Raw genomic sequence first — 20104 nt, forward strand, 5'->3', positions numbered from 1 at the left:
GCAGCAGCGTGATGGCGGACATGCCGGACGTCCAGTCCAGGTTGTTCACCATGGTCGCGGCGTTGGGGCCCTCGAAGGAGAGGAAGGGCTCGATCTGGGCGCGGATCCGCTCGACCCAGGACGCGACGACCGCGCTGTCGTTGAGGGTGCGCTCGGCGGTCGGCTTGGGGTCGCCGATCAGACCGGTGGCGCCGCCGACAAGGGCGAGCGGCCGGTTGCCGGCCTGCTGGATACGGCGGACGGTGAGGATCTGCACCAGGTTGCCGAGGTGGAGACTGGGCGCCGTCGGGTCGAAGCCGCAATAGACCGTGACGGGGCCGTCCGCGAACGCCTTGCGCAGTGCGTCCTCGTCGGTGGAAACGGCGATCAGGCCTCGCCACCGCAGCTCGTCGACGATGTCCGTCACGGGTCTCGTGTCTCCTCGGGTCGCTCATGTTCGGGTGGGTTTGCAGCGTGTCCGAGAGTACGCGGTCGGGTGGCTACTTCGTGCGGCGCCGGGGGGCGTGCGGGCGGTACGGGCTGACCGTCGGGTCGCCGTCGGTCCAGAAGCGCCACGGGTGGGCCGCGCCCTCGCCGCCGACGCCGGTGCGCGGGCCGCTGCGGACGGTGCCCGGGGCGGCGGGGGTACCGGTGAGGATGCGGAGGTGCGCGTCGGCGGGGTCGTCGGGGCAGACGTCGGTGCCGTTGAGGGCGCGGTCGATGGCGAGGGCGGTGGCGAGACGGGCCGGCCCCTGGGCCAGGTCGTGCGGGCGGCGTGAGGTGGGGCGGTTCTTGCGGGCCAGGACGGCGCCGCCGGTGATCTCGCCGGCGCGGAGCAGCACTCCGCTGGGATCGCCCTCGGGGCCGCAGACCAGGTTGAGGCAGTGCCACATGCCGTAGGTGAAGTAGACGTAGGCGTGGCCGGGCGGCCCGAACATCACGGCGTTGCGGTCGGAGCGGCCGCGATAGGCGTGGGATCCGGGGTCGGCGGGGCCGGCGTAGGCCTCGACCTCGGTGAGGCGCAGCGTGATGAGGCCGTCGGCGGTGCTCCGTACCAGGGTGCGCCCCAGGAGATCGGGGGCGACCTCCAGGACCGGGCGGTCGAAGAAGACCCGGGTGAGCGGGGTGCTTTCAGGAGCGGGGATCATGCAGTACGAGAGTAGTGGAACCGTTCGGGACGGGGTCGCGTTCGTTAAGGACCGGGGCAACCGTTCGTAAAGGGAGAGGGACAACGTGGGCTTCAAGAAGCTGCTTGCGAGCTTGGGCGCCGGGGGCGCGTCGGTGGAGACGGTGCTCAACGAGCCGAATGTGGTGCCGGGCGGGATCGTCCAGGGCGAGGTGCGCATCCAGGGCGGTTCGGTGGCGCAGCAGATCGAGGGCCTGTCGGTCGGCCTGCAGGCGCGGGTCGAGGTGGAGAGCGGGGACGAGGAGTACAAGCAGAACATCGAGTTCCACCGGCAGCAGCTGGGCGGGGCGTTCGAGGTGCAGCCGGGCGCGGTGCACACCGTGCCGTTCGGTCTGGAGATCCCGTGGGAGACGCCGATCACGCACTTCATGGGGCGGCATCTGACCGGGATGAACGTCGGGGTGACCACGGAGCTGGCGATCGCCCGCGCGGTGGACTCCGGTGACCTGGACCCGGTCAACGTGCATCCGATCCCGGCGCAGCAGGCGATCCTGGACGCCTTCGGGCAGCTGGGCTTCTCGTTCCGGAACGCGGATCTGGAGCGCGGGCACATCCGGCGGACCCGGCAGCGGCTGCCGTTCTACCAGGAGATCGAGTTCCACGCCCCGCAGCAGTACCGGGGGCTGAACCAGGTGGAGCTGACCTTCGTCGCGGACGGTCACGAGATGGACGTCATCCTGGAGATGGACAAGAAGCCGGGGCTGTTCACCGAGGGGAGTGACACCTTCCGGTCGTTCACGGTGGGTCTGAACAACTTCCAGGCGACCGACTGGGCGGCATATCTCAACCAGTGGCTGGCCGAGGTCGGTGGGAAGCGCAACTGGTTCTAGGCTCGTGGGTCGAGTCAGAGTCAGGACTTCGCGCTCGTAACGATCAGGAGGTGCCGAGTGTCCGAGCTGAAGCGGCGGCCGCTCCCCCACGACTTCCATCCGCCGGTGCCGTCGTTCACGGTGGTGAGCGACGACATCGTCCCGGGCGGGACTCTCGGGGAGGATCAGGTGTACGCGGCGGGGAACACCTCGCCGCACCTGCGGTGGGAGGGTTTCCCGGCGGGGACGAAGAGTTTCGCGGTGACCTGCTACGACCCGGACGCGCCCACGGGCAGCGGGTTCTGGCACTGGGTGCTCTTCGACATCCCGGTGACGGTGACCGAGCTGCCGGCCGGGGCCGGGTCGCGGGCCGGTGGCTTCAAGGGGCTGCCGGAGGGTTCCGTCCAGGTGCGGAACGACTACGGGAGCCGGGAGTTCGGGGGCGCGGCGCCGCCGCCGGGTGACGGGCCGCACCGGTATGTGTTCACCGTCTACGCGGTGGACCAGGAGAAGCTGGGCCCGGACGCGGAGGTCTCGCCGGCGGTGGTGGGTTTCAATCTGCGCTTCCACGCCCTGGGCCGGGGCCAGTTGATCGGCGAGTACGAGACCGCCGACGCCGACACCGACGCCGGCCGGTAGGCGGCGGGCGTTAATTGCGTTGCGCCCCGGCGCTCCGGATCGCACAGTGGTGCCGGTCGGCACCGCGGTAGCGGGGGCGGCGGGGCGTTGCGTTGCGCGGTCTCTCGCCGTGCGGATGTCCCCTGCCCGCCGGAGCCCTGTGGCGTCCGCGTCGACCGCCGCGCTCCGGGCGCCCCAGAGAGTCACGGGGGAGGGCGCCCGGAGTGACCGGCATTATCCTCCGTTTTCTCCTCTGTTCACCCTGACGTGCGGAAATTCCGTTGTCCGCTCGGGTATCGCCCGGTCACAGTGTGGGTAACTCCGCTGTGGGGTGGAGTCGGACCCGAGGGGTGGGCGTGATGCGGGAGACGTTGGTGCTGAACGCGAGCTTCGAGCCGTTGTCGACGGTGTCGTTGCGGCGTGCGGTGGTGCTGGTCATGCGGGACAAGGCCGTGGTCGAGCAGGCCCATCCCGGACTGCGGGTCCGTGCGGCGAGCGTGGACATCCCGGTGCCGCAGGTGATCAGGCTGTGCCGGTACGTACGGGTTCCGTTCCGACAACGGGCCGCGTGGTCGCGGCGCGGTGTGCTGGTTCGTGACCAGCACCGGTGCGCGTACTGCGGCCGCAGGGCGACGACAGTGGACCATGTCGTACCGCGTTCGCACGGTGGCGGGGACACCTGGCTGAACACGGTCGCGTCGTGCGCGGAGGACAACCACCGCAAGGCGGCCCGGACACCGGAGCAGGCGGGGATGCGGTTGCTGACGCAGCCGTTCGAGCCGACGCCGGCGGACACGCTGCTGCTGGCGCTGGGTATGAGGGACGGCGCCGCGGCGTTGCCGGAGTGGCTGGCTCGGCCCGCGTAGGGCCGTTCTTCCGGCGGGAGTTCGGCTGCCGGTCAGTCGATGATGAGCTTGGCGATGGCCAGGACGCCCACGATGACGATCACGGCTCGCAGGGCCGTCGGCGGGAGCCGGCGGCCCACCCGCGCGCCCAGCAGGCCGCCGAGGGTGGAGCCGACGGCGATGAGGGCGACGGCCGTCCAGTCGAAGTCGGCGACGAAGAGGAAGAAGACGGCGGCGATGCCGTTGACCAGGGCCGCCAGGACGTTCTTGATCGCGTTGACGCGTTGCAGGGTCTCCTGGAGCAGCAGGCCCATCAGGGAGAGGTAGAGCACCCCCTGGGCGGCGCCGAAGTAGCCGCCGTAGGCGCTGGCGAGGAACATGCCGACGATCAGGAGCGGGCCGCCGTGGGCGCTGTCCGTGCGGTGGTTCTGCAGGGCCTTGGACAGCCGGGGCTGCAGGACGACGAGGACGAGCGCGAGTCCGATGAGGACGGGGACGATCGTGTCGAAGGCCTCGGAGGGCAGGGCGAGAAGCAGGATCGCGCCGGTCAGGCCGCCGGCGAGGGCGGTGATGCCGAGGCGCTGGATGCGGGAGCGCTGGCCCCGCAGTTCGTGGCGGTAGCCGAAGGCTCCGGTGAGGGAGCCCGGCACCAGGCCCAGGGTGTTGGAGACGTTGGCGGTGACCGGCGGCAGGCCGACCGCCAGCAGGACGGGGAAGGTGATGAGCGTTCCCGATCCGACGATGGTGTTGATGGTGCCGGCGCCGATTCCTGCCGCGAACACCGCCAGTGCTTCCCAGGGGGACATGCGCTTCTCCATGATCTGTGCGGCACCTCCCCGCCGTTGAGGTCGAGGGATGCGCAGCGATCATGTCACAGGGCTGTCGCCGGTCGGCGGGGTGTCTCAGCCCTTGTCGAGACGCGGGGTCTCGCGGCGGGTGCCGCCGTCGCCGTTGCCACCGCCGCCGCCGCCTCCGCCGGTGCCGGGGGCTCCGGGGATGTTGACGAGGCCGCCGAGTCCCTTGAGGGCGTCGTTGAGTTCGCTGGGGATGATCCAGAGCTTGTTGGAGTCGCCCTCTGCGATCTTGGGGAGCATCTGGAGGTACTGGTAGGCCAGGAGCTTCTGGTCCGGGTCGCCGGCGTGGATCGACTCGAAGACCGTGCGGATGGCCTGGGCCTCGCCCTCGGCGCGCAGGGCGGCGGCCTTGGACTCGCCCTCGGCGCGCAGGATGGCGGACTGCTTCTCGCCCTCGGCGGTGAGGATCTGGGACTGGCGGATGCCCTCGGCGGTGAGGATCGCGGCGCGCTTGTCACGGTCGGCGCGCATCTGCTTCTCCATCGAGTCCTGGATGGAGGTGGGCGGCTCGATGGCCTTGAGCTCGACGCGGTTGACGCGGATGCCCCACTTGCCGGTGGCCTCGTCGAGGACGCCGCGCAGGGCCGCGTTGATCTCCTCACGGGAGGTGAGGGTGCGTTCCAGGTCCATGCCGCCGATGATGTTGCGCAGCGTGGTGACGGTCAGCTGCTCGATCGCCTGGATGTAGCTGGCGACTTCGTACGTCGCGGCGCGGGCGTCGGTCACCTGGTAGTAGATGACGGTGTCGATGTTGACGACCAGGTTGTCCTGGGTGATCACGGGCTGGGGCGGGAAGGGCACGACCTGCTCGCGGAGGTCGATGCGGTTGCGGATGGTGTCGATGAACGGCACCACGATGTTGAGGCCCGCGCTCAGCGTCCGGGTGTAACGGCCGAAGCGCTCGACGATGGCGGCGCTGGCCTGGGGGATGACCTGGACCGTCTTGATGAGTGCGATGAAGACGAGCACCACCAGGATGATCAGAACGATGATGATCGGCTGCACGTCCACTCCCAGGCCGCTCGGCTGCTGCTCTGCTGTTATCGGTTCACTTACCCGTACTACGACATGATCAAGTCTGGCAGACCGTCCCCCGGTGGCGCCGGGGTTCGGTGAATCCCCGGGCGGTCAGATGACGACGGCCGTGGCGCCCTCGATCTCCGCCACGTCCACCTTGTCGCCGGGTTCGAAGACCCGGCCCGTGTCGAGGGCACGGGCGGACCAGGTCTCGCCGTTGAGTTTGATCCGGCCACCGTTCTCGTCGACTCTTTCGAGTACGAGGGCCTGGCGGCCCTTGAGGGCGTCGATGCCGCTGCGCAGCTCGGGGCGCTGCCTGGCGTTGCGGTTGACGAGGGGGCGTACGACGGCGATGAGGGCGGTCGAGACGACGGCGAAGACGATGACCTGGGCCGTGAGGCCGCCACCCAGGCCGTTGACGACGGCTGCGGCGACGGCGCCGACCGCGAACATGCCGAACTCGGGCATCGCGGTCACCACGAGCGGAATCCCGAGGGCCACTGCTACGACGATCCACCACAGCCATGAGTCCACGTCCCCATCGTAGGGGCGTGGTGTGATCTGTGACAGGGCGCAAAAGCCCCTGATCGTACGAGGCTGTTGGGCCGGGAGCGGTCCGGGGAGCGGCCGGGGAGCGGGGGTGCGGCCGGAGGTGCCTAGCCGAGCGGCAGGCCGGTCGCGGTCCAGCGGTCGCCGCGGCGCTCGACGACGAGGGGGAGGCCGAAGCAGTGGGAGAGGTTGCGGGAGCTGAGTTCGGTCTCCAGCGGGCCGGCGGCGACGACCTTGCCCTGGCGGATCATCAGGACGTGGGTGAAGCCGGGGGCGATCTCCTCGACATGGTGGGTGACCATGATCATGGAGGGGGCGATCGGGTCGCGGGCGAGCCGGCCGAGGCGGCGTACCAGGTCCTCGCGGCCGCCGAGGTCGAGGCCGGCGGCGGGCTCGTCGAGGAGCAGCAGTTCGGGGTCGGTCATCATGGCGCGGGCGATGAGGGTCCGCTTGCGCTCGCCCTCGGAGAGGGTGCCGAACCTCCGGTCGAGGTAGTCGGTCATGCCGAGACGGTCGAGGAAGGCCTTGGCGCGGTCCTCGTCGATCTTCTCGTAGCTCTCCTGCCAGTGCGCGGTCATGCCGTACGCGGCGGTGAGGACGGTCTCCAGCACGGTCTGGCGGCGGGGCAGCTTCTCGGCCATGGCGATGCCGGCCATGCCGATACGGGGGCGGAGCTCGAAGACGTCGACGCCGCCGAGCTTCTCGCCGAGGATCTGGACGGTGCCGGAGGTCGGGAAGACGTAGCTGGAGGCGACGTTGAGCAGGGTGGTCTTGCCCGCGCCGTTGGGGCCGAGGATCACCCAGCGCTCGCCCTCGGCGACCGACCAGGAGACCTGGTCCACCAGAGCCCGGCCGTCGCGGACCACGGATACGTCCACCAGCTCCAGAACATCGCTCATGAGCGCGTTGTCTCCCATTGCAATCGCAGTCTTGTCGTCGAAGCCCGAAGCGAAGCTCGAAGCCCCGAGGGAAAACCTACGCCACACTGTGTCGCTGCCAGTCCCTAGGCTGGGGGGATGCTCGATGAACCTCGCTCAGGACGGCTGGCGGCGTGGGGAAATGCCCTTATTGCCGGACTTGCCGCACCAGATGACGTCGCCGATGAGGTCACGGCCGACGATACGGTCCACCGCGTCCACGGACTGCCCGGTGAGGCGGCCCCGGTCGGCCTCACCCTGGCTCTGGGCCGGCTGCGCGCCCTGGGGGTGACCGGTCTGCGGATCGCCCTGCCGGTGCCGGGGCATCCGCTCGGCCTCAGCGGGCCGCCGGAGTTCAACGCGCGGGCGCTCGCGGCGGGCGAGGCGGTCGTCGCGGTGGGCGGCCCGCCGCTCGGACTCGTACCGGAGGTGAGGCGGGCCGGGCCGCCCGGGGATGTACATGTGCAGGTGGAGTGGCACTGTCTGGAGGTGCGGACCGGGCCGCCGGCCGACGTGCCCTCGCTGGGTGAGGCGGAGCGCGAGCTGGCGGAGGCGCTGCGGGAGGCCACGACGGCCCTGACGCAGCTGGACGTGGCGGGGTCGGGGCCCGCCGCCCAGGCGGCGCTGGACGCCTACCGGGCGCGGGCGGAGCGCGGACGCGAGGTGCTGGCGCCGGGCTATCCGCCCCGGGCGGCGCGGGTGCTCGCGCTGGCACAGCGGGTGGCCGCGCTGGTGGGGATCGCCACCGGGGAGCACGGGGCGGCGGTCAGCGCCTCGGAGATCGCGGCGCGGGCGGAGCTGCTGCGGCCGGTGGAGCGTACGGCGCGGCGGGCGCAGGTCGCCGCGTACAACGCGTATGTGGAGGAGGCGGAGCAACGGCGGGGCTGAGGGGCCCTCTGCGGCGCAACCGCCCCGCGGGCGTCGTTGCCCACGGGGCGGTTGCGCGGGGCGGCCTGTTGACGCGGACGCAGTGCGGCTTACGGGCGCAGGGCGCCCGGGCGCAGGCCGGGAGAACGGCCCGGCCCCGGAGGTCAGGCCTCCGGGGCCGGTGGTCATGGCTGGACCCTGGGCTCGCGCCGGGTCAGTGGTTGACGCAGGTGTTCCCGAGCGCCGGGTTGAGGACACCGATGACGCTCACGGTGTTGCCGCAGACGTTGACCGGCACGTGCACGGGCACCTGGATCAGGTTGCCGGACAGGACGCCGGGCGAGTGGCTCGCCACACCGCTGGCGTGTGCACCGCCGCCGGTGTGGGCGGAGGCAGCTCCGGCGCCGACAACGGCGAGGCCCCCGGCGATCATGGTGACGGCAGCGGCCTTGTGCAGGTTCTTCACTTCGTTGACCCTTCCTTGCTGTCGTGCCGCGGCGAGGCGCCGCAGCACGCCATGGAGAACGGCCGAGCCGGGTTCAGGTTGCGCCATTCGGGCGACATACACCCGACGGTATGAATCTCAGCCCGCAGGGCCCTACGCGCCGATGCCGTGGCGTACGGCCCACAGGGCGGCCTGGGTGCGGTCGGCGAGGTCGAGTTTCATCAGGATGTTCGAGACATGCGTTTTGACGGTCTTCTCGGACAGCACCAGGGCGCGGGCGATCTCGCGGTTGGACCGGCCGTCGGTGATCAGCGTCAGCACCTCGCGCTCGCGGTCGGTGAGTGTGCCGCCCCGGCCCCCCTGGCCCGCGGACACCTCCTGGGACAGCAGCGCGTCGGCGACCTCGGGCTGGAGCAGCACATGGCCGGCGTGCACCGAGCGGATCGCCCCGGCCAGGGCGTCGGGGTCCACGTCCTTGTAGACGTAGCCGGCCGCGCCGGCCCGCAGGGCGGGGACGACGGTGCGCTGCTCGGTGAAGCTGGTGACCACCAGGACGCGCGATTTGACGCCCTCCTCGCGCAGCCTGCGCAGCGCCGTGATGCCGTCGGTACCCGGCATCTTGACGTCCATCAGGATCACGTCGGGTGCCAGTTCCCGGGCGCGTGCGACGCCCTCGTCGCCGTCGCCGGCCTCGCCGACGACCTCGATGTCGGGCTGTACTTCCAGGAACGTACGCAGGCCGCGCCGGACCACCTGGTGGTCGTCGACCAGCAGGACACGGATGAGGCTGTCAGCCACCGGGCACCTCCATCTCGATCACGGTGCCCTTGCCGGGCTCCGACTCCACGGTCAGCCGGCCGCCGACCCCGCCGGCCCGGTCGCGCATGGAGACCAGGCCGAGGTGGCGTCCGGCACGGCGCACCACCGACGGGTCGAAACCCCGCCCGTCGTCGGTCACGGTGAGCACCGCACCCTTGGCGCGGCCTTCCAGGCGTACGGTGACGGCTGTCGCGGCGGCGTGGCGCAGGGCGTTGTGCAGGGCTTCCTGCGCGACGCGCAGTACCGCCTCCTCCTGGGCCGCGGGCAGGGCCCGCGGCCGGCAGGAGACGAACTCGACGCGCGCCGGGTGGGCGCGGCCGAGCACCTGGACCTCGCTGCGCAGCGCGGCGACGAGGCCGTCCTCCTCCAGTGCGGCCGGGCGCATCTCGATGACCACGGCGCGCAGTTCGTCGGCGGCCTCGGCGGCGAGGGCGGCCACCTGCTTCAACTCGTCCTTGGCGCGCGCCGGATCGCGGTCGACCAGTGCCGCGGCGGCCTGCGCGGTGAGGCGCAGCGAGAACAGCTTCTGCGAGACGGCGTCGTGCAGCTCGTGGGCGATCCGGGCCCGCTCCCCCACCAGCGTCAGTTCGCGGCTGCGTTCGTAGAGGCGGGCGTTGACCAGGGCGATGGCGGCGTGCGCGGCGAGGGTGCGCAGCAGTTCCTCGTCCTCGTCGGTGAAGCCGCAGCCGCCCGCCGGCCTGGGGCAGCGCTTGTTGGCGAGGAAGAGGGCGCCGAGGATCTCGTCCCCGTCGAAGACCGGCATGCCGATGAAGTCGGACATCTCGGGGTGGGCCCTGGGCCAGCCCTCGAAGCGCGGGTCCTGCCGTACGTCGCCGAAGCGCTGCGCGGTGGCGTCGTGCAGCATCGCCGCCAGGATGCCGTGCTGGCGGGGCAGCGGGCCGATCGCCTTCCACTGCTCGTCGCTGACCCCGTCGACCACGAACTGGGCGAAGCCGCCGTGGTCGTCCGGCACGCCGAGGGCGGCGTACTCGGCGTCGAGCAGCTCGCGCGCGGAGCCGACGATGGTCTGCAGGACCTCGCGCACCTCCAGGTGCCTGCTCATGGCGAGGACGGCGGCGCTGACCGCCTCGATGCCGCGTCGGGATGCGGGACTGGACATGCGTTCACCGTACCGGGGGGCGGGGGCGCGGGGATCGGGCCCGGGGCGGGTGGGCGGGGGCCGCTGGACCTAGGCCGAAGGGCCCCCGTGTGCTGCGGCGGGCGGCCGAGGCGCGGGGGCGGTGACCGTTCCTACGGTGAGGGCAGTCGACCGGCGCAGGGCCGGACGAGCGGTACGGAGGGCGGGATCATGCCGGTAGCGATCATCACGGGGGCATCACGGGGTCTGGGCCGGGCACTGGCGGCGGCGCTGGCGGCGCGCGGCTGGGACCTGGTGATCGACGGGCGGTCGGCGGACGCGCTGGGGGCCGCCGAGGTGGAGCTGGCCGAACCGGGGGCGGGCGGCCGGCTGGCGGCGCTCCCCGGCGATGTCACACAGGCCGCGCACCGGGCCGATCTGGTCGCCGCCGCCTGGGAGTTCGGCGGGCTCGACCTGCTGGTGAACAACGCCAGCGCGCTGGGCGCCGAGCCGCTGGTACCGCTGGCGGACCACTCGCTGGAGGGGTTCAGGACCGCGCTGGAGGTCAACGCCGTGGCGCCGCTGGCGCTGATCAAGGAGGCGCTTCCCCTGCTGCGGGCCAGGTCGGGGGCGGTGCTGAATGTCAGCTCGGACGCGGCCGTGGAGGCGTACGGGACCTGGGGCGGCTACGGCGCGAGCAAGGCCGCGCTGGAGCAGCTGTCGGCGGTGCTCGCGGTGGAGGAGCCGGGGCTGCGGGTGTGGTGGGTGGATCCGGGCGACATGCGCACGCAGCTGTACGCGGCGGCGGTGCCGGACGACCCGGACCTCGCGGACCGGGCCGCGCCGGAGTCGGTGGTCCCGGCGCTGCTGGGGCTTCTCGACGAGGGCGCGGACAGCGGCCGCTACTCGGCCGGAGCCCTGCTGGAGGGAGCGCGATGACGGTGATGGAGGGGTTGCGGGTGCCGCCCGAGCTGTCGGCCCGGGTGCCGGTGGAGGAACGGGACGGCGAGCGGGGCGGCGGGCGGGACGCGGTGCGGCTGCTGGTCGGCAGGAGAGCCGCGGGCGCGGTGTCGGAGCACCGGTTCGGCGAGTTGCCGGGACTGCTGCGGGCCGGGGACGTCCTGGTGGTGAACACCTCGCGGACCCTGCCGTCGGCGGTGGACGGGCGGCTCGGCGAGAAGCCGGTGGTCGTGCACTTCTCGACCCGGCAGGACGACGGGCGCTGGGCGGTGGAACTGCGCACCCCGGACGCCGGGGGCACCACGCTGCCACGTGCGGGCGGTCCCGCCGGGGTGGTGGTCGCGTTGCCGGGCGGGGAGCGGCTGACGCTGCTGGGGCCGCTGTCGGCGCGCGGGGAGCGGCTGTGGCTGGCGACCGTGTCGGTGGACGACGTGGCGTGCTTCCTGCGGCGGTACGGGCGGCCGATCCGGTACGCCTACACGGAGCGGGACCAGCCGCTGGCGGCGTACCAGACGGTCTTCTCGGTGCCCTCGCCGGACGGTCTGGGCTCGGCGGAGATGCCGAGCGCGGGGCGGCCCTTCACCAACCGGATGGTGACGGAGCTGGTGAGCCGGGGCGTGCAGATAGCGCCCATCGTGCTGCACACCGGCGTCGCCTCGGCCGAGGCGCACGAGCCGCCGTACGCCGAACGCTTCGCCGTGCCGGCGAGCACGGCCTGGCTGGTGAACGCCGCCAGGGCTGGCGGTGGGCGGGTCGTGGGGATCGGCACCACCGCCGTGCGGGCGCTGGAGTCGGCGGCGGACGGGCAGGGCCGCGTACGGGCCGCCGAGGGCTGGACCGAACTGGTCGTCACCCCCGAGCGCGGGGTGCGGGCCGTCGACGGCCTGCTCACCGGGTTCCACGACCCGGAGGCGTCGCATCTGATGATGCTGGAGGCGGTGGCCGGGCGGCCGCTGCTTGAGCAGGTGTACGGGGCCGCTGTCGCGGGGCGGTACCTGTGGCACGAGTTCGGGGACGTGAACCTGCTGCTGCCGTAGCCGCTCCCGCTCCGGGCCCTGACCCTGGCCCTGACTCCGGCCCTGGCCCCGCCCCGCGCGCCGGGCCGGGGTCAGGGACAGGGACAGGGCCGCGGGAGTGCCGCACACAGCGCGCACAGGCGGTTGCCCTGCGTGATCCGAAGGGGGTCGCCGTGTGAAGCGCCGCATAGGACGCATATCACTTACTAAAGACGTTAGTAGATGCACAACCCCCTCACAGGCGCAGGTGAGAGGCGCACGACGGGGGTGCGCGGGAGGCCGGCCGAGGGGGCGACTACGGCTTTCGGTAGTAATGGCCATCTTTGCCAGGGGATTTTCGCGCCGCTAACAATGTCGGGGTCGCTCCGCGCCGCGTTCGACACGCGGCGCTTCTCCTTGCCTGAGAGGCAGCGCTCAAGGGCAAGGCGGAGCACCGCGAAATGGAAGAGGTAACTCCCCCATGAACGTCCCCACGATCTCGAAGCTCAGCCGTCTGACCAAGGTCCACAAGTACTCCGCCGCCGGCGTCGCCGCGGCAGGGGTGGGCGTCATGGCCATCACCGGTGTCTCCGGGACCGCCGGGACCGCGGTCGCGAGTCAGCGGGTCGCCGACTGGACCCCCGCCACGAACGTGCAGCAGCAGAGCATCGCCGGCCAGGCCGTCAGCGCCGCGAAGCAGGCCGTGGCGGACGCCGCCGTCGCGAAGCAGAAGGCCGCCGCGAAGGCGGCCAAGGCCGCCAAGGCCGCCGCGGCGAAGACCGCCGCCGCCAGGAAGCAGGCCGCCGCGCAGGCCGCCCAGCGCAAGCGGGCAGCGGCCGCGAGCCGCAGCCAGCAGCGCACCGCGATCAAGAAGTCCGTGACGCGCGCCGTGACCAGCGGTACGCCGCAGCAGGTGGCGGCGTCGATGATGAGCGCGTCGTCCTTCCAGTGCTTCTCGAACATCGTCACCCGCGAGAGCGGCTGGAACTACACCGCGACCAACGCCTCCTCGGGTGCGTACGGCCTGGTGCAGGCGCTGCCGGGCTCGAAGATGGCCTCCGCCGGCTCCGACTGGCGCACCAACCCGGCCACCCAGATCAAGTGGGGTCTGAGCTACATGAACGGGCGCTACGGCAGCCCCTGTGGCGCCTGGTCGTTCTGGCAGGCCCACAACTGGTACTGAGCAGACCGGTTCACGGCGAAGGGCGGCGGCTTCCCCCACGGGAAGCCGCCGCCCTTCGCGTTGTCGCGCGACGCGGCGTTCGCCGCCCCCTGTCGCGCTGTCCCGCTACTTGCGCATGACCTCCGGCTCGTGCCGGCGCAGCAGCCGCAGCACCGCCACGCCGCAGACCACGCCGATGACGAGCAGAAGCGCCATGTCGATGCCCCACTGACCGGCCGAGGGATCCCACAGCGGGTCGATGTTGCCGGGGTTCTTGGGGTCCCAGGGCGGCATGACATGGCCGAGGTCGAGCGTGGCACCGGCCGCGGCCACCGCCCAGCGGGACGGCATCAGCCAGGCGAGCTGCTCGACACCGACCGTGCCGTAGATCTGGAAGAGCACGCCGGTGAAGACGACCTGGACGATGGCGAACATCACCAGCAGCGGCATGGTCTTCTCGGAGGTCTTGACCAGCGAGGAGATGACCAGGCCGAACATCATCGAGGTGAAGCCCAGCGCCATGATCGGCAGCGCCAGTTCGACGGCCGGCAGGCTCGTGAGGACGACACCGCTGGGCGGCAGCTCACGGTTGCTGAAGCCGATGGCGCAGATGATCACGCCCTGGAGGGCGGTGATCAGGCCCAGGACGACCACCTTGGACATCAGATACGCCGAGCGGGACAGACCGGTGGCCCGTTCGCGCTCGTAGATGACCCGTTCCTTGATCAGCTCTCGGACCGAGTTGGCGGCACCGGCGAAGCACGCGCCGACCGCGAGGATCAGCATGATGGTGCCGGCGTTGCTGTTGAAGCGCCCCTTCGGCGGCGGTGCCAGCCCGAAGTCGGTGGGGATCACGATGCTGACCACGCCGAGGACGGCGGGCAGGATCACCATCAGGCCGATGAAGCCCCGGTCCGAGGCGATCACCGACAGATAGCGGCGCACCAGGGTGACGAACTGTGAGCCCCAGCTCTGCGGCTTCGGCGGCTTGGTGGCCCGCTGCGGTACGACGGGTGCGGACAGCGGAGCGACAGCGTCCAGGTCGGCGGCGTACATCTGGTAGTGCTGCGAGCCCTTCCAGCGGCCCGCCCAGTCGTAGTCCCGGTAGTTCTCGAAGGCGGAGAAGACATCGGCCCAGGTCTCGTAGCCGAAGAAGTTCAGCGCCTCGTCGGGCGGGCCGAAGTACGCGACCGCGCCGCCCGGGGCCATGACGAGGAGCTTGTCGCACAGCGCCAGTTCGGCCACCGAGTGGGTGACCACCAGCACGGTGCGGCCGTCGTCGGCGAGGCCGCGCAGCAGCTTCATGACGTCGCGGTCCATGCCCGGGTCGAGGCCGGACGTGGGCTCGTCCAGGAAGATCAGCGAGGGCTTGGTGAGCAGCTCCAGGGCGACGGAGACGCGCTTGCGCTGGCCACCGCTGAGAGAGGTGACGCGTTTGTCGGCGTGGATGTCGAGCTTGAGCTCTCGCAGCACCTCGTCGATCCGGGCCCCGCGCTCGGCGGCCTTGGTGTCACCGGGGAAGCGGAGCTTGGCGGCGTAGCGCAGCGCGGTGCGCACCGTCAGTTCCTTGTGCAGGATGTCGTCCTGGGGGACGAGGCCGATGCGCTGGCGGAGCTCCGCGAACTGCTTGTAGAGATCGCGGTTGTCGTACAGCACGTCACCGGCGTCGGCGGGGCGGTAGCCGGTCAGCGCGCGCAGCAGTGTGGACTTGCCCGAGCCGGACGGGCCGATGACCGCGACCAGCGACTTCTCGGGGACACCGAAGGAGACGTCGTTGAGGATCGTCTTCGTGGTCTTGCCCTGCGGCACGCGCACGGTGAGGCGGCGGGCGGAGAAGGACACCTCGCCGGTGTCGACGAACTCCTCCAGCCGGTCGCCGACCAGCCGGAAGGTCGAGTGGCCGACGCCGACGATGTCGTCGTGGTCGAGCAGATGGTGCTGGATCGGCTGGCCGTTGACATAGGTGCCGTTGTGGCTGCCCAGGTCGACGATCTCGTAGCGGCCGTCGGGGTGCGCGCGGAACTCGGCGTGGTGGCGGGAGACCTGGAGGTCGGAGACGACCAGCTCGTTCTCCAGCGCACGGCCGATGCGCATGACGCGCCCCAGGGCCAGGTGGTGGAAGGTGGTCGGGCTGCGGTCGCCGTGGACCGGCGGTGCGCCGGCCGCCGCCCCGGCCGCCGCGCTCTGCTGGGCCGGCACCTGCGGGGGCTGCTGCCCCCAGCCGCCGGACTGCGGCGGCGCTCCCCACGCGGGCCCCTGCGGCGCCTGGGCCGGAGCCTGGGCCTGCGCGGGCGCCTGGGCGGGCCCGCCGGCCGCCGCGTATCCGGCGGGCTGGGCCGCCGGACGGGCGGCGGGCTGCGCACGCTGTGGCTGCGCCATGGACGTCTCGGCGCTGTAGATGTCACCGCCGGCCTGCGGCGCCGGCGCCTGCTGTCGCGCGCCACTGAAATTCAGCCGCGGGCCGTCGGTGGCGTTGCCGAGACTGACCGCGGAACCCGGGCCGATCTCGAACTGCTGCGCGCGCTGCCCCTGTACGTAGGTGCCGTTGGTGCTCCCGAGGTCCTCGAAGAGCCAACCGGCGCCGCCCCAGCGAATGGTGGCATGGCGCCAGGAGACCCTGGCATCGTCGAAGACCAGGTCAGCCTGCGGATCACGACCGAGGCTGTACGACCTGGACGAATCGAGCGTCCGGGTCTGTCCGTTTATTTCCAGTACGAGTTCAGGCACCCCAAGCCCCACAAAGTTGTCCCCCGAGTGATCCCCCATGAGGGGAGTCTAGGGATTGCAAACATCGGGAGGAACTGTTCCCGGCGTCTTCTCGCACCGGACCCGCCCGGAACGAACTGCGCGAAGTGTGTCCGGGAGGGGGCGTTGACGCCACCCAAAGCGCATCGGACAGTGGTAACAGCCTGCTTAACGGTCTGGATCACGACTGATCGGGACAACCGCACCTCGGGGGGCCGGGATGGGCACACCAACCTCCACATCACCTTCACGGGCCGGGCCGGCCTGGGGCGGAGCGCTGTTCTCCGCCGTGGCGGCGGTCAGTTGGGGGTTTCTGGCGATGGCCGGAACCGCCGCGCTCGGCCTGCACCTGCTCGGCGCCGACACCGCCGGGTCCCTGGGTCCGATGACCGCCGCCGTGGTGGTGATGGCGTCGGGCGGCCGGGTCAGCCCGTCCGGGGACGTCTCGGTGCTCGGCCTCGGCGGGGCCGGGGCGCAGGGGGCGATCGGAATCATGCCCCTGGGGGTCGGGCTGGCCGGGGCCCTGGGCGTCGGGTGGGTGTTCGTCCGGTCGCTGCGCGGACGCGGCCCGGCGGTCTCCGGCGGTGAACTCGCCGCACGCGCAGGGGCGGTGGCGGTGTTCTTCGTGGCGCTGCTGGCCGGTCTGGCCTGGGCCGGGCAGGACACCGTCGCCGTGGACGGGGTGTCCCTGGGCGGGGCCGGTACGGGCGGCGGGGGCACCGGCGGCGGGGGCGGCCTGCTCGACCAGCTGCGGGACGGCCTCGGGGATGTGCTCGACCCGAGCACCTCGGTCAGCTTCCATGTCGAGGTGCTGCCCTCGCTGCTCGGCGGGCTGGGCTGGGTGGCCGGGGTGCTGGTGATCGCGCTGCTGGTGTCCCGCCGTACGCCGCTGCCGCGCGGCCTCGCCGCGGCGCACGTGACGGTGCGGCCGGCGGCGTCGGCGCTGTGCACGGTGCTGCTGCTGGCGGTCGCGGCCGGTTTCGCGGCGGCGGGATACGCGGCCCTCACCGACGACGACCCCGGCCGGATCATGGGCGCCGCGCTGCTGGGTGCGCCGAACGGGGTGTGGCTCGCGGTGCCGCTGGGCCTGTTCGTACGGTGGGAGGGCGCCGCCACCGGTGCGCTGGTGAAGGTGCTGCCCGACCCCCTGGACCAGCTGCTGTCGGGAAGGGCCGATGAGCCGGTCACCCCCGGGCGGCTGGCCGCCCTGGACCACCGGTTCTGGCTGCTGACCGTGGCGGCGTCCGTGCTGCTGCTCACGGCCGGGGCGCTGACCGCGGCCCGCACCCCGCTGCCGGGGGCCCGGTGGGGTGCGTACGCCGGGCGGTGCGCGCTGCGGCTCGCACTGGTCACTGCGGCCGCGTTCCCGCTGCTGGTGTGGCTGACCGGGGTGTCGGTCGACGCCGACCTCGCGGTCTTCGGGGTCAACGCCGTCGACGCCGGGCTCGACCTGCACGGCAGCCTGCTGTGGGCGGTTCTCCTCGGTGCCGCCTGGGGCGCCGGGGCGGGCGGGGCCGGGGCCCTGCTGGCGCTCGCCACCGGCGCGGCGGGGCAGCAGGCCTCCCCGTACGCGTCGGGGCGGCCCGGGACGGCGCCGGGGCCAGGCCCGGGGCCGGGCGCGGGGCCGGGCGCGGGGCCGGGGCCGGGTTCCGGCGCCGGGGACTCCGCACGTACGTATCCGGGCATCGCGTACCGGCCCGGGCCCTACATCCCGAGTCCGGTGTACCGGCCGGGCGAGGACGGCCCCAATCCGTACAAGGAACCCCCACGCCCGGGCTGACCGGCCGGCCGGCCGGCCGACCCGGGCCGACCCCGGCCGCCGACGGCCGCCGACGGGTCGGCCCGGTGGCGGGAGCTGTCCGACAAGCGGGACGCTTTGCCGTGCCTTGAGCCGGGCCGGATACGGTGGTCTCACCATGAACGATGCATCGCAGCCCATTCCTCCCGACGTTCCGACACTCCTGGTCAAGATCTTCGGCAAGGACCGGCCCGGTATCACGGCGGGGCTCTTCGAGACCCTGGCCGCGTTCGGTGTGGACGTGGTGGACATCGAGCAGGTCGTCACCCGGGGCCGCATCGTGCTCTGCGCACTGGTGACCAAGCCGACGGTGAACGGTCTGGAGGGCGAGCTCCGGTCCACGGTGCACACCTGGGCCGAGTCGCTGAAGCTCCAGGCGGAGATCATCTCCGGTATCGGCGACAACCGCCCGCGCGGCGAGGGCCGCTCCCATGTGACGGTGCTGGGACACCCGCTGACCGCCGAGTCGACCGCCGCCATAGCGGCCACCATCACCGGCGCCGGCGGCAACATCGACCGTATCTTCCGGCTGGCGAAGTATCCGGTGACGGCTGTCGAGTTCGCGGTCTCGGGTGTCGCGACGGACACCCTGCGGCCCGCGCTGGCCGTCGAGGCACATGCGCGGCGGGTGGATGTCGCGGTCGTGGCGGCTGGGCTGCACCGGCGTGCGCAGCGGCTGGTCGTCATGGACGTCGACTCCACCGTCATCCAGGACGAGGTGATCGAGCTCTTCGCCGCCCACGCCGGTGCGCAGGAGCAGGTCGCCGAGGTCACCGCGGCCGCGATGCGCGGCGAGCTGGACTTCGAGCAGTCGCTGCACGCGCGTGTGGCGCTGCTCGCCGGGCTCGACGAGTCGGTCGTCGACAAGGTCCGGGCCGAGGTCCGGCTCACCGCCGGCGCGCGGACCCTGATCCGTACCCTCAAGCGGCTCGGCTACCAGGTGGGCGTCGTCTCGGGCGGCTTCACGCAGGTGACCGACGATCTCAAGGAGCGGCTGGGGCTGGACTTCGCCGCCGCCAACACCCTGGAGATCATCGACGGCAAGCTGACCGGCAGGGTGACCGGCGAGGTCGTCGACCGGGCGGGCAAGGCCCGGCTGCTGCGGCGTTTCGCGGAACAGGCCGGTGTGCCGATCGGACAGACGGTGGCCATCGGCGACGGGGCGAACGACCTCGACATGCTGAACGCCGCCGGGCTGGGCGTGGCCTTCAACGCCAAGCCGGTGGTGCGGCAGGCGGCGGACACCGCGGTGAACGTGCCGTTCCTGGACACCGTGCTCTACCTGCTGGGCGTCACCCGTGAAGAGGTCGAGACCGCCGACGAGCTGGACGAGAGCGCCTAGCCAGGCCCTGGCCGGGCGATCCGCGGGCGGACGGCTCGCGTCGTCCGGTGCGGTGCGTCGCAGGGCGCTGGAGGCACACCGCCCCCAGCGGTAGCCGGGGGGAGAGGGCCCGCGGACTGGTCTGTCCATGGGCGTTTCGGCGGCACCGCGAGGTGCCGTGCCCGGGGGCACTCCCCCGGCCTTCGGCCGGGGGCCTCCACCCGGCGTCCAGCCGAAGCGTCCCTACGGGCCGCCCCGGCGGAGCCGGATCCGGTGGGCGCCGCGGTCCTACTCGTGCGGGGCCCAGAAGTCCGTGAGCCGGGCGACGCCGTGCTCGACGGACTTCCAGGAGCCCTCGAACGTCAGGACGGCGAGGGCGGCGGTGGGGAAGCCGCCGCGGTCGAGGCGGGTCAGGGTGTCGCCGTCGGACCGGCCGGCGAGGGCGTCGGCGAGGGCGTGCATACCGGGGTTGTGGCCGATGACGAGCAGGTCGTTGACGTCGTCGGGGGTCTCGGCCAGCAGCGCTATGAGGTCGCCGAGGGTGGCGTCGTAGAGCCGGTCCTCGTAGACGGTTCTTGGGCGGTGCGGGAGTTCGTGCGCGGCCAGCTTCCACGTTTCGCGGGTGCGGGCGGAGGAGGAGCATAGGGCCAGTTCGACGGGGATGCCCAGATCCGCGAGCCGGTGGCCGGCGGTCGGGGCGTCCTTGCGGCCCCGCTCGGCGAGGGGGCGCTCATGATCGGGTACTGCGGGCCAGTCGGCCTTTGCGTGCCGGAGCAGGACGATCCGGCGGGACGATGCAGCTGCGCTCATAGCATCAGCTTTCCAGAAAACCAGCCATCAGGCGCGAGGTGTGGACAAGGGCCGTTCCGGCCCGTATGTCACAGCACCTGCTCGACGACCCCGGGGATCGCCTCGGTGATCCGGCCGAGGAGGTGCGCGAGAGGCTCTGCGGCCGACGGATCGGTCTGCCCGGGGACGGCTACGAGCGTCAGCAGCGCGGCGAACGCGAGGGCCGGCAGGACGACGGCCCACCACGGCAGACGCGTCTGGGTCTGCTTGGAGGTCTGCGGGTGCAGGAACTGCGAGGACACGGGGACCGCCTCCGTGAAGGGCCGGGTTGCCGGACTGCTGGTAACCACG

General features: G+C 72.1%; 21 protein-coding genes (1 of these 21 running past the window's edge). 9 read left to right on the plus strand and 12 right to left on the minus strand.

The genetic code is table 11. The features are described from left to right. Both tyrS and RWE79_RS09470 read right to left on the minus strand, forming a co-directional pair. Positions 1-406, minus strand: the 5' portion of a protein-coding gene (tyrS, locus tag RWE79_RS09465) for a tyrosine--tRNA ligase (protein ID WP_475939572.1). 854 nt of this gene lie to the left of the window's left edge; 406 of the gene's 1260 nt are visible here — the first part of the coding sequence; the start codon lies at positions 404-406; its stop codon lies beyond the left edge, outside the window. Positions 407-479: 73 nt separating this feature from the next. Beyond that, positions 480-1127 carry a DNA-3-methyladenine glycosylase gene (locus RWE79_RS09470; RefSeq protein ID WP_475939573.1) on the minus strand — a complete coding sequence of 216 codons (648 nt, stop codon included), beginning with the start codon at positions 1125-1127 and terminating at the stop codon, positions 480-482. An 85-nt stretch (positions 1128-1212) separates the two neighbouring features. On the opposite strand from RWE79_RS09470, the gene RWE79_RS09475 reads away from it, so the two are divergent. The 3 genes from RWE79_RS09475 (at position 1213) to RWE79_RS09485 (ending at position 3458) form a co-directional block, all read left to right on the plus strand. Then, positions 1213-1995, plus strand: a complete 783-nt coding sequence (locus RWE79_RS09475) for a sporulation protein (RefSeq protein WP_475939574.1) — start codon at positions 1213-1215, stop codon at positions 1993-1995. Positions 1996-2052: 57 nt separating this feature from the next. Further along, positions 2053-2613, plus strand: a complete 561-nt coding sequence (locus RWE79_RS09480; protein WP_475939575.1) for a YbhB/YbcL family Raf kinase inhibitor-like protein — start codon at positions 2053-2055, stop codon at positions 2611-2613. Between the two features lie 338 nt (positions 2614-2951). Further along, on the plus strand, positions 2952-3458 hold the full coding sequence (locus RWE79_RS09485) for an HNH endonuclease (protein ID WP_475939576.1): 507 nt from the start codon (positions 2952-2954) through the stop codon (positions 3456-3458). 32 nt (positions 3459-3490) lie between these two features. Here the strand turns inward: RWE79_RS09485 and RWE79_RS09490 are convergent, their stop codons facing one another. The 4 genes from RWE79_RS09490 to RWE79_RS09505 form a co-directional block, all read right to left on the minus strand. Then, positions 3491-4243, minus strand: coding sequence for a sulfite exporter TauE/SafE family protein (locus tag RWE79_RS09490; RefSeq protein ID WP_475945714.1), 753 nt, complete (start codon positions 4241-4243; stop codon positions 3491-3493). 96 nt (positions 4244-4339) lie between these two features. Next, a complete protein-coding gene (locus RWE79_RS09495) occupies positions 4340-5296 on the minus strand; it encodes an SPFH domain-containing protein (protein WP_475939577.1) in 957 nt (318 codons plus the stop codon). A 123-nt stretch (positions 5297-5419) separates the two neighbouring features. Further along, positions 5420-5842 carry an NfeD family protein gene (locus tag RWE79_RS09500; protein ID WP_475939578.1) on the minus strand — a complete coding sequence of 141 codons (423 nt, stop codon included), beginning with the start codon at positions 5840-5842 and terminating at the stop codon, positions 5420-5422. A 122-nt stretch (positions 5843-5964) separates the two neighbouring features. Next, positions 5965-6756 (minus strand): ABC transporter ATP-binding protein, encoded by a 792-nt coding sequence (locus RWE79_RS09505; protein WP_475939579.1) that lies wholly within the window; start codon positions 6754-6756, stop codon positions 5965-5967. Between the two features lie 117 nt (positions 6757-6873). Between RWE79_RS09505 and RWE79_RS09510 the strand changes: the two genes are divergently transcribed. After that, the gene (locus RWE79_RS09510) at positions 6874-7662 is read left to right on the plus strand and encodes a hypothetical protein (protein ID WP_475939580.1); all 789 of its coding nucleotides are present in this window, start codon (positions 6874-6876) and stop codon (positions 7660-7662) included. Positions 7663-7855: 193 nt separating this feature from the next. Here RWE79_RS09510 and RWE79_RS09515 read toward each other — a convergent pair whose 3' ends face one another. The 3 genes from RWE79_RS09515 to RWE79_RS09525 form a co-directional block, all read right to left on the minus strand. Beyond that, positions 7856-8107, minus strand: coding sequence for a chaplin (locus RWE79_RS09515; protein ID WP_475939581.1), 252 nt, complete (start codon positions 8105-8107; stop codon positions 7856-7858). Between the two features lie 132 nt (positions 8108-8239). Beyond that, positions 8240-8884 (minus strand): response regulator, encoded by a 645-nt coding sequence (locus tag RWE79_RS09520; protein WP_475939582.1) that lies wholly within the window; start codon positions 8882-8884, stop codon positions 8240-8242. Next, entirely contained in the window at positions 8877-10025 is a 1149-nt protein-coding gene (locus RWE79_RS09525) for a GAF domain-containing sensor histidine kinase (RefSeq protein ID WP_475939583.1), read from the minus strand. The genes RWE79_RS09520 and RWE79_RS09525 overlap by 8 nt, the downstream gene beginning before the upstream one ends. Positions 10026-10214: 189 nt before the next feature. Here RWE79_RS09525 and RWE79_RS09530 point away from each other — a divergent pair, with 189 nt between their 5' ends. The 3 genes from RWE79_RS09530 (at position 10215) to RWE79_RS09540 (ending at position 13121) form a co-directional block, all read left to right on the plus strand. Beyond that, positions 10215-10922, plus strand: coding sequence for an SDR family NAD(P)-dependent oxidoreductase (locus tag RWE79_RS09530; protein ID WP_475939584.1), 708 nt, complete (start codon positions 10215-10217; stop codon positions 10920-10922). Continuing rightward, positions 10919-11980, plus strand: coding sequence for an S-adenosylmethionine:tRNA ribosyltransferase-isomerase (locus RWE79_RS09535; RefSeq protein ID WP_475939585.1), 1062 nt, complete (start codon positions 10919-10921; stop codon positions 11978-11980). Before RWE79_RS09530 ends, RWE79_RS09535 begins: the two co-directional genes overlap by 4 nt. A gap of 439 nt (positions 11981-12419) precedes the next feature. Further along, entirely contained in the window at positions 12420-13121 is a 702-nt protein-coding gene (locus RWE79_RS09540; protein WP_475939586.1) for an aggregation-promoting factor C-terminal-like domain-containing protein, read from the plus strand. 105 nt (positions 13122-13226) lie between these two features. On the opposite strand, the gene RWE79_RS09545 is transcribed toward RWE79_RS09540, so the two are convergent. Next, a complete protein-coding gene (locus RWE79_RS09545) occupies positions 13227-15827 on the minus strand; it encodes an FHA domain-containing protein (RefSeq protein WP_475939587.1) in 2601 nt (866 codons plus the stop codon). Positions 15828-16065: 238 nt separating this feature from the next. On the opposite strand from RWE79_RS09545, the gene RWE79_RS09550 reads away from it, so the two are divergent. Both RWE79_RS09550 and serB read left to right on the plus strand, forming a co-directional pair. Beyond that, entirely contained in the window at positions 16066-17625 is a 1560-nt protein-coding gene (locus tag RWE79_RS09550; protein ID WP_475939588.1) for a streptophobe family protein, read from the plus strand. Positions 17626-17761: 136 nt separating this feature from the next. Beyond that, a complete protein-coding gene (serB, locus tag RWE79_RS09555) occupies positions 17762-18985 on the plus strand; it encodes a phosphoserine phosphatase SerB (protein ID WP_475939589.1) in 1224 nt (407 codons plus the stop codon). A gap of 267 nt (positions 18986-19252) precedes the next feature. Here serB and RWE79_RS09560 read toward each other — a convergent pair whose 3' ends face one another. Beyond that, a complete protein-coding gene (locus tag RWE79_RS09560) occupies positions 19253-19774 on the minus strand; it encodes a SixA phosphatase family protein (protein ID WP_475939590.1) in 522 nt (173 codons plus the stop codon). 68 nt (positions 19775-19842) lie between these two features. Continuing rightward, complete coding sequence (locus RWE79_RS09565) at positions 19843-20055, minus strand: hypothetical protein (RefSeq protein ID WP_475939591.1); 213 nt, start codon at positions 20053-20055, stop codon at positions 19843-19845. Between the last annotated feature and the right edge of the window lie 49 nt (positions 20056-20104).

This window comes from Streptomyces sp. RLA131 (assembly GCF_056270125.1).

Coding starts and splice junctions, on each gene's coding strand:
- RWE79_RS09485 (WP_475939576.1), top strand. CDS start 2,952: ATGCGGGAGACGTTGGTGCTGAACGCGAGCTTCGAGCCGTTGTCGACG.
- RWE79_RS09550 (WP_475939588.1), top strand. CDS start 16,066: ATGGGCACACCAACCTCCACATCACCTTCACGGGCCGGGCCGGCCTGG.
- RWE79_RS09530 (WP_475939584.1), top strand. CDS start 10,215: ATGCCGGTAGCGATCATCACGGGGGCATCACGGGGTCTGGGCCGGGCA.
- RWE79_RS09540 (WP_475939586.1), top strand. CDS start 12,420: ATGAACGTCCCCACGATCTCGAAGCTCAGCCGTCTGACCAAGGTCCAC.
- RWE79_RS09505 (WP_475939579.1), bottom strand. CDS start 6,756: ATGAGCGATGTTCTGGAGCTGGTGGACGTATCCGTGGTCCGCGACGGC.
- RWE79_RS09470 (WP_475939573.1), bottom strand. CDS start 1,127: ATGATCCCCGCTCCTGAAAGCACCCCGCTCACCCGGGTCTTCTTCGAC.
- RWE79_RS09510 (WP_475939580.1), top strand. CDS start 6,874: ATGCTCGATGAACCTCGCTCAGGACGGCTGGCGGCGTGGGGAAATGCC.
- RWE79_RS09535 (WP_475939585.1), top strand. CDS start 10,919: ATGACGGTGATGGAGGGGTTGCGGGTGCCGCCCGAGCTGTCGGCCCGG.
- serB (WP_475939589.1), top strand. CDS start 17,762: ATGAACGATGCATCGCAGCCCATTCCTCCCGACGTTCCGACACTCCTG.
- RWE79_RS09490 (WP_475945714.1), bottom strand. CDS start 4,243: ATGTCCCCCTGGGAAGCACTGGCGGTGTTCGCGGCAGGAATCGGCGCC.
- RWE79_RS09525 (WP_475939583.1), bottom strand. CDS start 10,025: ATGTCCAGTCCCGCATCCCGACGCGGCATCGAGGCGGTCAGCGCCGCC.
- RWE79_RS09560 (WP_475939590.1), bottom strand. CDS start 19,774: ATGAGCGCAGCTGCATCGTCCCGCCGGATCGTCCTGCTCCGGCACGCA.